Annotated in this window: 13 protein-coding genes and 1 pseudogene; 9 read left to right on the top strand and 5 right to left on the bottom strand. The window is 25.9% G+C overall.

The annotated features are described in order from the left end of the window. Positions 1 to 320: 320 nt before the first annotated feature. The 7 genes from D9R21_RS01845 to D9R21_RS01820 all read left to right on the top strand — a co-directional run bounded on the left by D9R21_RS01845 (position 321) and on the right by D9R21_RS01820 (position 4,289). Positions 321 to 1,031: a hypothetical protein gene (locus tag D9R21_RS01845; RefSeq protein ID WP_126820861.1), complete on the top strand. Its 711-nt coding sequence runs from the start codon at positions 321 to 323 to the stop codon at positions 1,029 to 1,031. Positions 1,032 to 1,047: 16 nt separating this feature from the next. Further along, positions 1,048 to 1,830 carry a TrmH family RNA methyltransferase gene (locus tag D9R21_RS01840; RefSeq protein WP_126820860.1) on the top strand — a complete coding sequence of 261 codons (783 nt, stop codon included), beginning with the start codon at positions 1,048 to 1,050 and terminating at the stop codon, positions 1,828 to 1,830. Next, positions 1,830 to 2,429, top strand: a complete 600-nt coding sequence (gene yihA, locus D9R21_RS01835; protein ID WP_126820859.1) for a ribosome biogenesis GTP-binding protein YihA/YsxC — start codon at positions 1,830 to 1,832, stop codon at positions 2,427 to 2,429. Before D9R21_RS01840 ends, yihA begins: the two co-directional genes overlap by 1 nt. Before the next feature lie 83 nt (positions 2,430 to 2,512). After that, positions 2,513 to 2,776: a TIGR04570 family membrane protein gene (locus tag D9R21_RS01830; protein ID WP_126820858.1), complete on the top strand. Its 264-nt coding sequence runs from the start codon at positions 2,513 to 2,515 to the stop codon at positions 2,774 to 2,776. After that, positions 2,766 to 3,008 carry a LacI family DNA-binding transcriptional regulator gene (locus D9R21_RS08150; protein WP_241568661.1) on the top strand — a complete coding sequence of 81 codons (243 nt, stop codon included), beginning with the start codon at positions 2,766 to 2,768 and terminating at the stop codon, positions 3,006 to 3,008. The genes D9R21_RS01830 and D9R21_RS08150 overlap by 11 nt, the downstream gene beginning before the upstream one ends. 183 nt (positions 3,009 to 3,191) lie before the next feature. Then, a complete protein-coding gene (locus D9R21_RS08145; RefSeq protein ID WP_241568660.1) occupies positions 3,192 to 3,746 on the top strand; it encodes a type 1 periplasmic-binding domain-containing protein in 555 nt (184 codons plus the stop codon). Positions 3,747 to 3,848: 102 nt separating this feature from the next. Continuing rightward, positions 3,849 to 4,289: a PTS transporter subunit EIIB gene (locus tag D9R21_RS01820; RefSeq protein ID WP_241568659.1), complete on the top strand. Its 441-nt coding sequence runs from the start codon at positions 3,849 to 3,851 to the stop codon at positions 4,287 to 4,289. A gap of 813 nt (positions 4,290 to 5,102) precedes the next feature. On the opposite strand, the gene D9R21_RS01815 is transcribed toward D9R21_RS01820, so the two are convergent. The 3 genes from D9R21_RS01815 to D9R21_RS01805 form a co-directional block, all read right to left on the bottom strand. Further along, positions 5,103 to 5,831 (bottom strand): hypothetical protein, encoded by a 729-nt coding sequence (locus tag D9R21_RS01815; protein ID WP_126820857.1) that lies wholly within the window; start codon positions 5,829 to 5,831, stop codon positions 5,103 to 5,105. 265 nt (positions 5,832 to 6,096) lie between these two features. Beyond that, positions 6,097 to 6,621 carry a ferritin gene (locus tag D9R21_RS01810; RefSeq protein WP_126820856.1) on the bottom strand — a complete coding sequence of 175 codons (525 nt, stop codon included), beginning with the start codon at positions 6,619 to 6,621 and terminating at the stop codon, positions 6,097 to 6,099. A 46-nt stretch (positions 6,622 to 6,667) separates the two neighbouring features. Beyond that, positions 6,668 to 8,551, bottom strand: coding sequence for a prolipoprotein diacylglyceryl transferase (locus D9R21_RS01805; protein WP_126820855.1), 1,884 nt, complete (start codon positions 8,549 to 8,551; stop codon positions 6,668 to 6,670). A 182-nt stretch (positions 8,552 to 8,733) separates the two neighbouring features. On the opposite strand from D9R21_RS01805, the gene D9R21_RS01800 reads away from it, so the two are divergent. Further along, complete coding sequence (locus D9R21_RS01800; protein WP_241568658.1) at positions 8,734 to 9,642, top strand: hypothetical protein; 909 nt, start codon at positions 8,734 to 8,736, stop codon at positions 9,640 to 9,642. Beyond that, complete coding sequence (locus D9R21_RS08140) at positions 9,639 to 9,911, top strand: hypothetical protein (protein WP_334199033.1); 273 nt, start codon at positions 9,639 to 9,641, stop codon at positions 9,909 to 9,911. The genes D9R21_RS01800 and D9R21_RS08140 overlap by 4 nt, the downstream gene beginning before the upstream one ends. On the opposite strand, the pseudogene D9R21_RS01795 reads toward D9R21_RS08140, so the two are convergent. Together D9R21_RS01795 and D9R21_RS01790 are read right to left on the bottom strand one after the other, a co-directional pair. After that, a pseudogene (locus tag D9R21_RS01795) lies at positions 9,904 to 11,553 on the bottom strand (alpha,alpha-phosphotrehalase). The gene D9R21_RS08140 and the pseudogene D9R21_RS01795 sit on opposite strands and share 8 nt — an antisense overlap. A 28-nt stretch (positions 11,554 to 11,581) precedes the next feature. After that, complete coding sequence (locus tag D9R21_RS01790; RefSeq protein ID WP_241568655.1) at positions 11,582 to 11,887, bottom strand: hypothetical protein; 306 nt, start codon at positions 11,885 to 11,887, stop codon at positions 11,582 to 11,584. Positions 11,888 to 12,090: the final 203 nt, after the last annotated feature.

Below are 12,090 nucleotides of genomic sequence, written 5' to 3'. Positions count from 1 at the left end.
AGTTTTCATTCTTTATTAAAAAAAGCAACAATTCATAACAATATTTACTTATCGCATGACGAATATATTAATGATGTTAAAAAATGAAATAAATGATATTCAAGCCGCAAAGAAAAGGATATAATAAATAAAAGTTTATAAACCTTTTTTACTAATACTTACTTTTTGGGGTGCACTCTATTAATTTCCTTTTTTAATTATTATGAAATTATGATTATAATGGATTGTTTGTTAATTTCAAATTATTACTTTACTTAACAAAATATCCAAGATAAAATTATAATTAGTAGTTAATTTTAACTAAAAAGGAGGTTGAGGGAATGCCATCATATTATACAGAACATATTTTAAAATTAAAACAGCCAAAATTAAAGGCACCATTAACTGATGGGGAAATTAATGCTATTGTAACAGCTTTTAAGCATTTAGTTTGTAAAATTAAAAAAGATGCTGTTGTTATTAAGCATCAAAAATTTGGATATGAACTTTTTCGTAGTAAAGCAGACGACAAATATTGAGCATATGCTCTTACATTTACTGAACCTCTTAATCCATTAAAACCAATTTATAAACATCATTGAATTGGTAATGCTTTTATTGGTTATGGGTATGATACATTAGAAGAAACAATTAATCAAACTTTTAAAATGATGGAACAAGGACCAACTGCACAAACAAATTTTCGTGATTATTTAACTAGTTGAGATGAAGAGAAAGACCGCATTTTCTTAGGTTGAGAAGAAAAAGAATGGTCTTTTGAAAAATATCAAAAATTTCAGCGTTGATATGAAAAAAACAAGGTTAAAATTATGGCAAAACAAATTGGAGTTAAGGATGCCGAAGATTATAATAAAGAAATTAATGATAAAAATAATAGGTCTGGATTAGCGGTTTTATTAGGGAAAATGCAAGATCCACCAAAACGCCCCCGAGCAATGGCTGTTGTAATGCGCGAAACAGCAAAGACAAAAGAAAAATGAGATGACCCAAAAACCAAAAAATACCTTGTTGGTTTTATGTATGTCAATTAAGAAAGCATTCCATCTTATGAATTATCGAGAAATTAATTCAACGCAAAATGAACATATTAAATTATTGGCAAAATTAAAAGAAAAAAAATACCGAAAAGAATTTAATTTAGCCTTAATTGAAGGATGAAACATTATTGATGAAGCATTACAACAAAATATTGTTGTTGAAATTTTAACAACAAAAGAAAATCAACCAAAATTAAAGAATTTTAATAATATTTTATTAACAATAGTTACGGAATTAATTTTAACTAAGTTGAGTAAAAGAAAAAATAGTCAAAATATTATCGGTGTGATTGATTTAACGAAGGTTAAGGAACAAAATAATTTTCAATTTAATCAAAATATTCTTTTATTAGAAAACATTCAAGATCCAGGTAATGTCGGAACATTAATCAGAACTGGCCTTGGTTTTGGTTTTACAAATATTATTTTGTATAATCATACTGTTGATCTTTTTAATGATAAAGTCTTACGTTCTAGTCAAGGTGCGATTTTTAAAGTTGCAATTAAAGAGATTGGTTTAAATGAAATTAAAAACTTCCAATTAAACCAATATAAAATTATTACGACAGGTTTAAATCAAAAAAGTGTTTATTTACAAGATTGTCAGTTTAAGCAAAATGACCGGTATATTTTAGCATTGGGTAATGAGGGGCATGGCCTTTCCACCACATTGCAAGAAATTAGTGATTATAATGTCAAAATTAAAATTAATTCACAACTTGAGTCATTAAATGTTGCTCAGGCAGGAACAATTTTAATGTATGAAATTAATCGTCAGATGGAGGATAAATAATGTTTAAGTTTAAAAATGCAAGTTATGTTACATCAGCGGTTAATAAAGCAGGTTGAATTAATGATGATTTATTAGAAATTGCTTTTTTAGGGAAAAGTAATGTTGGTAAATCAAGTTTTTTAAATATGTTGACAAATCAGCGCCAATTAGCAAAAGTTTCGCAAATTCCCGGGAAAACCCGTATGTTAAATTTTTTTGCAATTAATAATAATCAATTTCGAATTGTTGATGCACCCGGATATGGATTTGCAAAAGTTGGTAACCAATATAAGATGGATTTTACAAAAATGATGGAAGAATATTTAACTCAACGCCAAAATTTAAAATTTGTCTGTTTGTTAGTAGATTTACGTCATCCACCAACTCAAGATGATTATGAAATGTATCAATATTTAAAACATTTTAACATTTTGACCGTTTTAATTGGAACAAAACTTGATAAGGTCAAAAAGAATGATATTCAAAAGCATGAAAAGATTATTAAAGCTAAATTAAATTTTGCTGATAGTGATTATTTTATTAAAACATCAAGTCGAAATAAAATTGCCCGTGATGAATGTTGAGCATTATTTGCAAAATTATTAAATTTTAATGAATAGTTAAAATATTTTAAATTAATAAACTTATTAAAACTATTTTTATTAAATTAGCATATAATTATGACACATAAGGAGTGGTTAACATGAATAGTTTTTCATTGACAAAAGAAAAAGGCCTTTGACAAAAAATTTTTAAGAAAATCCCATGGTTTTATCATCTAATTTTTCTTATGACTGGAATTATAGCTGGACTGTTATTTCAATTTTTATATATTAAAAGATGAGATTTTCCTTATTTCTTTATTTTTATTATTGCAATAATAATGCTTTGTTGTGTACTATTTTTATTATTTAGTCCCATTATTAAGCAAAATTGGTTTTTAAAAAAAGGTTTTAATGAAAAATAAAAAAATTTCAATTAAAACAATTGCTGCTGAATGTGGCGTTGGTGTTGGGACAGTATCACGTTATTTTAATGGCGGTTATGTTAGTCAAGAAAGGCGTCTTTTAATTCAAAAAGTTGTGGAAAAATATAATTTTCAACCTGATTTTCCTACGCATTCAATTAAAAAGAAAATGTTAGAAGTATATATTTTAATTCCTGATTTAACAAGTAGTAATACATTTATTGTTAAATAAATTTTAAAACAAATTAATGATGATTTTGCTAAAGTAGTTCCTTTTGTTGTTGAAACAACTTATGATGAGGTATTACATTTACAAGAAATTGTTCGCCGTAAACCAGCTGCTTTAATTTTATTTACGATTAGTAATTACCAAAATATCCGCCCCTTTTTACAGACAATTAATGTTCCAATTATTGTGTATGGTCGTCAATGAGGGGATACTGTTTTTATTAATAATGATAATGAAATGATGTATGCTTTGCTCCAAGAAATGGCGCTGAATCATGAATTTGACAAGCAAAAAGAAATTCTTTATATTAGTGAGAATCCGGTAACAAATTTACCAACTGGATTTGCACGATATGATACTGTTGTTGATTGATTTAAACGTCGTAATTATCAATTTCAATCGTACTTTTTTTCTGAGAATCAAGAACGAATAATTTGAGAATTAGTTAAAACAATTGATTTAAATAATAAAATTATTATTGCAGGGACACATACCTGCTATAAAGTTGTTATTTCCTTTTTAATGAAAAATAATATTACTAATAGTTTACTAACAGATATTTGTAATAGTAATGACTTTTTTCTGCCAATTTTACCAAAACATTATTATATTGCCATTAACTATGGTGAATTAGCAACAAAAATAATTCTCAAGTTAAAGCAAATTTTAGATGGAAATAATATGACAAAAAATAAAACAATTGAATGTTTAAGTTATGAGATTAAAACTTTTTTAAAATAAGTTTATATTTTAAAAAATGTGTATTATAATCAAGATATGGAAATGATTCCATACAGGAGATAAAAATTATGACAAAAAAAAACATATAATACTGAAATAGCAGTGTTAATTCCATTATTGGGAGGAATTGACAATATTATTTCATATACTCATTGTGTTTCCCGGATTAGATTAGTTTTAAAAAACAATACAAAAGCGAATTCAAAGGAAATAGAAGGATTAGATAATGTTAAAGGAACGGTTCAACCAATTGGGCAATATCATATTGTAATTGGACCTGATGTCAATAATTATTTTGCTGAATTTAAAAAATACTTAACTTCTAAAACAGAAAAATTAGAAGAAAATATAACAAATGAATCAACAGTAAAAAAAGGAAAATGATATCAACGATTATTACAACATTTTTCAGAAATATTTATTCCCATAGTCCCAGCCTTAATAGCAGGGGGATTAATTTTTGGATTTCGTAACATTTTAGAAGCAAATTGAAATGGGGAAGGAACTTCATTGGTAAGTATTTCAGGATTTGCTAAAGGTTAGATGATTTTTTGTGAATTCCAGCTCAAGCTGTCTTTTGATATATTCCAGTTACAATTTGTTGATCAATATTTGCCAAAATGGGAGGTTCGCCAGTTCTTTGGATTATGATCGTTACACTAATTATTATTGTACTTAACAAACTTAGTAATTTATTCATATCTATATCTATTCCTTTCATTTATGCTTATAGTTAACTCTCTAAAATGTAATATCATTTTTAAAGTTTGTATTAATTAAATAGTAACACATTTTATAAAAATTAATAGAATATAGTGTTCATCTTCTTTTACACAGTATTAATAACATTATCTTTTCCATACTTAGTTACAACGACTGCAAAATAAAATAATGTTTTCTTTCCATTAAAAAATTAACTCCTTTCTGAGTTGGTTTGTTACACTTCATATTGCATTTTACAACTTTTAATCTAATTTTAATCAATTTCAACGTCATATTTCTTTTTAATTTCATTATAAAAAAAATCATTTAATATTTTTCAATTATCTGTTTGCTTTTCTTCTTGTGTTGCTAAAATTCAATAAGCAAAAGCTTCAGCAAATAATTCCGCATTATTTTCTGATCTATAGCGATATTCTACTATACTAAATAAATTTTCAAATAAAAAATTTACTAATCAACTAATAATATTAGGTTCTTTTACATCATCATAATTGTATCGAGCATACTTGGAATTGATAATTGAATAAGCAAGCTCTTTTTTATTTTCTCAAGATTCATCTTCTTTATCCTTTGCTTTTGCTAAATATGTAATTAAATAATCACTTGGTAAAATATTATAATATATCTCTTTATTTAAAAAAACTTGCTTAAACTTATTTCATCTTTTAATAAATTTCGGTATCCCTTTTTAAACGAAAAATATGTTTCAAATGCATTCGCAAATTCATGTGCTATTATATGAAGATTGGTTTTATTATTAGTGGAAAAATAATTTTGGTCTTTAGCTAAAACACCAATCGCCACAGTATTAACAAAATCAAACATATCAAACGTTATTGCAGGAGAATATAAAATATCATTATTTGTTTTAACAAAATGATTATAAGTACATCCCATACCACACATTTGTGTTCTAATTACATTTAATTTTTTATTTAATGTGAATAATCATTCTGGTCATAAATCAGAATACATAAAATAGTTTTCATATTTTGAGGCATCAACAACAGAAATTTTTTTCACTATATTATTTAAAGTTTTTAAACCATATGCTTTTACAAATTTATTCATTAAATTAACAAAATCACGTTCTGCACCAGTCGTATCTGTTACAAAAGGAACTTTTTGATTATCATCATCAAGATAAGAATATGCTTTTACTCTTGTATATGTTTTTAATGTTGATACTTCAACATTATTACTTTCAAAATTTTCAATAACTGCTTGAAAATCTTGAAAAAATTCATTTTCAAAATTACTTGTTGATAATTTATCTTCTTTTTCATAAGAACTTATGGCAACAAGTTCTGGCATCATAGTAACAAAACTTGTGGCAGTTAATAAACTTAAAATTTTTTTCATTCTATTTGTGTCCTTTCTTTTTTTATTTATTATTTTTTAGAAACCATACTACAATTGTTTGATATTAAATGATTAATATAAAAATAAAATTTATTTTTATAATTTAATTATTAACAACCTAAACCTTTTCATTTTGATTTAGTAATTTTATTATACATAAATATTAAATATAATATATTATTACTTAGTTAATAGTTTTAATTGCATTTGCAATTACAATTTACAAATAAAAAAATGTTTTTTCTTAAAAAGAAAAAACATTTTTTTATGCATGGGGACTAAAAGGGTCAATAACTGTTAAAGTATCTGGTTCTTCTTTTTCTCGCATTTTTCGATCAATTTTATAATAACTATTATTTGACATTTTAATTCATTCAATAATATCTTTTACTTCAGCTAATTCTTCATAAAAGTCAATAATAAATCAATCATAAAATTTATAAGTAACTAAATCACCAACTGTATTGGCATGCTGTGCTAATTTATTTGTTAATTCAGCAAAATATGCTCGTTTTGTTTGATAGGTTTCCATTAATTCAATAATATTTTTAATATCTTTATATTCTTCAGCAATATTTTTAATCTGATAATGTCCATCGCGGTCTAAAACAAAATTCATAATTCGACGTTGATGTAAAACTTCATCTTGTGTTTGAACTTGGAAATAATGGCTAAAACCAGGAAACCCTAACTTATCAGCGGCTGAACTTAAATTATAGCAAAAGAATTGCATTTTGATGTGTTCATCAATATAATGTTGTAAATCTTTTTCAATGTCGTTTGTTAACATAATTTTTCCTCTCTTTCTATTCTTATTGTACACTCTTAAAAGTTAATTATTCTCATTTTAATTTAAAAGCAATTTTTTTATTAAAGTAATAAAATTGATTTTCTTTAAATTGGAATTTTGATATTTCAATTTTTTTTGCTTTTGGATTAATTTTTAATTCATCAAAAGCAATTAAATCATTCAAATCAAGATCAAAAATTGTTGTTTTTTGTTCATTAATATGAGGATAAAATTGATACCACCTCGTTTTAATTTCATTTGCCTTTTCAGGAGTATGAATAATAGCATTTAATAATAGTTCCAATTGTTTTTTCGTTAAGGTAAAATAATTATTATCATCAGGTTTTGATAATATTAATGTTGTTTGTTGTAAAATTTTACTTAAATTAAATTTAAAAGTTTGATTAACAACTAATTCATCAATAAATTTATTATTTGTTCCTGGTAAAGCAACTATTTTAAAACTATAATTAATAACTTCGTGCTTGCTTGCTTCTTGTTCATTTGTTTTAACATATTTTAATTCAAAATATTTTTCAAAAGGTTCACCTTGATATCCTAAGAATTCCATAACTTTTGTCTTAATGACTACTGGTAATTTATTAACATAATTATCTTCGCCAATAATGATACTATTATTTAAATATTTTTCAAATTTTCATGTTTGCAAACTATGAAAATCAACATATTCTTTTTCATACATAAATCCATTTTTGCGGAATTTTTTCGGCGCTCCTCATTGCGCATAAATTGCTAATCCTAAACCAATTAGGGAAATTAAAATTAAGACCGTATAATCTAGCGTACGATGATTTTTAATAAATAAACTTGTGTCATCATCACGTTGTGTTTCTAAAATAAAACGAATCAAATTTCATAAAAAGAAATAAAAACCAGTTTGCACCCCGCTACGTGTGATTGCATAACGCCCCGGATTATTTAATTTTGTTAATGCAGCACTATCATTATGTCATCATTTTTTAATTATATTGGTAAAACCAGTTTGTTCTTTTGAACTATCTATTTGCCCACTTTTTTTATCCATTTCATCTAATTGCTTTTGGTTTGGTACATAGTTAAAATATGCTTTATCCCAAACTTTTTTTCAAGTCATTTTATCAGGTTTAAGATATTTTCGATTAAAAAAATGAATAAAATTATATTTTAAATCAAAAGGATATTCTTTAGGGTCTTTTTTCCGTGGTTTTTTACTAAATAATTGTCCAGCAACAGGAATAAAAAAAGTAATAAATAATCATGCTAAGAAATTAAAGAATGATTCATATAAAAAGATCGGTTGGCGAAAGACAATTTCACCAAGGTTATTTGTTTCTGGTGATAAACCATCTCACTGCCATAAGTTATCCCGAATAAAAGCCGGTAATCAACATAATGAATCATATGAAGTAACACTTCCTAATAATTCATGATTAAAAAAATTACCTCAACGACCTAATACTTGTCCTAATAAAATGTTTGGAATAATACAATCCGTATAAACTCAAAGTGAAACTTTTTCTTTTCGACCAACAATACCAAAAACAATTAAGCCAGTAATTGTTCCGAACAAAACACCACCATGAATACTCATCCCAGCTTTTCAAAACGCAAATAAAGACCAAAATGGAACATCACCTGGTTCTAAAATTCAAGGATGATTAACATCATTATTAAATTTTCCAAAAAAACTTGCTCCAAATAATGAAAATGGAATAATAGTAAAAATTGATCAAATTAATGGTTCAATCGGAACCTTTTTTAATTTTAGTCGAATAAAACAGACTAAAACCGAACAAATCATTCCTATTGTAATAAAAACAGCATACACACGAATTAATCCGCCATATGTTGCCAAAATATTATGTGGTGTATTACTTGGCGTAATTCATTCTGGATTTGGTGGTACGCTTGTTAATAATAAACTGTTCATTTATTTTTTCACTCCTTAAGTGTTTTTATTTTCTAAATTATAAAACAATGCATAATTATTATATACCAAGTTCAAATAAAAAAGTCTATTTATTTTTAGGACTTAATTGTAATCTTACTTTTTTTAAATTATAATTTACCTAAAACAATATTACTTTTTTAGAAAGCGATGTGAAATAACAAATGACTAGCACTGCGTTATCAGAAACAGCAGTTAATAAAATTAAAGCACTTCACCAAGAACATATACAAAATCATTATCGAAAAATTACTAGTTTTTGACGTAAATCAATCATTGTTGATGTTATTTTCAGTTCATTAATCTTAATTTTTACTACTGCTTTATTTATTGGTATTATACTTACTTTTATTGCTAATAATAATGACCCTGCACTTACATTTTATTTAATATACTTACCTTTACCGCTGTTAGTAATAACAATTATTGTTTATATGTTGATTAAAGCCGGTGCTATTAGTATTAGTCTTTTTCTTAATCGATTAGATTATAATGAATATTACCGAATTGCAATTGCTGATCTTTGAAAAGATGAAGTTATTTTAGATGAAATAAGTAATAATTTTAAGATTATCCCAGAACCCAATTTCACTAGTTTTAGTAAAAATCCCAAAAAAAATAATTTATTACAACAAAGTTTAATTCGCGTTAGTAGCTTAGAAGAAAAAATTGATAATAAAGTTATCAATGGCACAATAAAAAATAATACCTTTTCATTAGGTATTATTACGGTTCGTAAAACAATGGTTTTTTTAAAAACATTAATTTTTTGTCTTTTTATTGTTTTAATTGTTTTAGCTTCGCTTTCTAATAGTAAATCAAAAGACCAAAAAACATCAAATAGTATTGCAAATGGAATTAATATCACCTATTTATTATTATGAATTGAAATGAAGCGTTCTGAAAATTACTTTTTCTTTGCAGCTACTTTACCAAAAAACCTTGAAATTGAAGCCAATATTGTACCACACCAAAGTAAATTTAAAAAATTTATTTTAAATAATATAAAGAAATTGAATTATAAGGAACAGAATTTCCTAATCTTTTTGATACTAATACAACAGACCATATAAAATTACGTAAAATTTTAACCCCAAAAGCAATGGCTAATTTAATCGATAATAGTAACAAATATCAAGAAGTTTTATCAATGTCATTTGTTAATAAAGATAAATTTACTCTTTTATTAGATAAATACTTCTATAGCACAAAAGCCCACCATCAAAACCAAATTTGAAAACCAATAATTGCAAGAAATAGAAATATCCAAAATTGTATTGATGACTTAATTACTAAAATTGAACTAGATTTATTTCATTTAAAAAAGGGTTTGATTATTTAAATGGTTTTGACATTAAATAATCAAACACAAGAAATTGATAAGGATTAATTTTTTTATCAAAAGTTGAGTAATTGTTATACATCTTTTTTTCAGGCAATAAATTATCTGGCATTGGAATTGTTTGCGCAAATAAATTGATTAATACTAAAAATTTGTTTTGTTTATAATAACTATAAAAGCTTAATATTACTGGATTAATTTCAACAAATTCAATCTCGCCATAACTAAAGGCAAGATTATTTTTGCGAAGTTGAATTAACATTTGATAAGCTTTAAAAATTGATTGTGGACTATGATAATCTTTTTCTCAATTAATTTTTAAATAATTCATATTAACATCAATTCATGGTTTATGTGTACCAAACCCAGCAAATTGCTGATTATTTCATTGCATTGGAGTACGAGCATTATCGCGTGAACGTGCACTTAATACTTTTAAAATAGCATCTGGTTGTTCTCCTTCATTTTGAAGAATGTGATAATAATTAATTGATTCAACATCTTTTAACTGTTCAATCTTGGTATAATTATTATTTTCCATACCAAATTCTTATCCTTGATAAAGATATGGCGTTCCTCGTAGTAACAAGACAACAGCTGCTAAAGCTTTAGCTGATTCAAAACGATAATTTTCCGGATCACCAAAGCGTGATAATGCTCGTGGTTGATCATGATTATTTAAAAAATTAGCTAACCAACCACCTGCTGCTTGCACCGAGCTCTGTCATTCCTTAATTTTTGCTACTAGTTTAGCCGGCTCATAGGGCGCTAATTTTCATTTTTCATTATTTAAATAATCAATTTTTAAATGATGGAAAGTAAAAGCCATATTTAATTCTTGGGCCACTGGCTTTGTATATAAAATTGCTTGTTTTATTGATGTTGATGATAACTCACCAACAGTAATAATATCATTTGTTTTCAAATAAGTATTTTGAGTCATTTCTTGCAAATATGTATGAACTTGTGGTGTGTCAGTATAATATTTCCGACCATCACCAGTTAAATCATTTTCAAAAGTATTTGGTTTACCAATTAAATTAATAACATCAAATCGTAACCCTCGAACTCCTTTTTGTAATCAATAGTTAACAATTTGATAAATATCTTGGCGTAGACTTTCATTCGTTCAATTTAAATCAGCTTGTGTTTTATCAAATAAATGTAAATAAAACATTTTTAATTTATTATGATATTCTCATACTGAACCACCAAACTTACTTTGCCAATTATTTGGGCAATTTGCTTTGTCACCAGGAAGAAAGAAGAATCGTTGCAAATAATCTGGATTTCCTGTCTGTGCTTTTTGAAATCATTCATGTTCTGTTGAGCAATGATTAAAAATCATATCCATCATAATAAAAATGTTCCGTTTTTTTGCTTCTGTAACTAGCATTTCAAAATCATCCATTGTTCCAAAAAGCGGATTAATATTTTTGTAATCTGAAACATCATAACCATTATCTTTTTGTGGTGACACATAAATTGGATTTAATCATAAATAATTAACTCCTAGCATTGCTAAATAATCTAATTTTTGAATAATTCATTGTAAATCACCAACACCATCATGATTGCTGTCATAAAACGATTGTGGGTGAATTTCATACACAATCGCTTCTTGAAAATTTATTTTATTCATTGATAATCTCCTTTATCGTTTCAAAGATTTATTTATTAATATTCTCAACCACTTTTGGTTGTTTTTTAAAACTAATTAAACTTGTCCCCTTAACTTGTAATATTTCATCTCGTAATTTTGTAAAACGTGGAAGTTTTTCTAAAAATCATGTTAAGGCCATTGTTACGCTCATTGTTAGTAATGCACTAAGAATAAATCACGTATACCCCGTACCGATAAATGTTTGAACACCTTGGATTTGACTAAATGATTGAATTGATAAAATTCCTAATCATGCCCCATTTCCAATTCCATTTGAAGTTACGCCTGCAACGGTTAAAAGACTGCACCCCAAAAAGTAAGTAAAATTAAAAAAGAACTTTACTAAACTTTTAGAGGAGGTGGATTTTTTAATGGCAGGAAAAGAACAAAAATTTAAAACATATACTGCAGAATTTCGAAAAAATACAGTAAAAGAAATTGAACAAACATCGCTTACTTATATTGCACAAAAATATAAAGTAAATATAAAAACACTTGATTCATGACAAAGAAATT

Source organism: Spiroplasma endosymbiont of Megaselia nigra (assembly GCF_003987485.1).
Taxonomy (GTDB): domain Bacteria; phylum Bacillota_I; class Bacilli_A; order Mycoplasmatales; family Mycoplasmataceae; genus Spiroplasma.
Note: the sequence above shows the minus strand (reverse complement) of the source record. Positions and strands in the feature narration are given on the sequence as shown.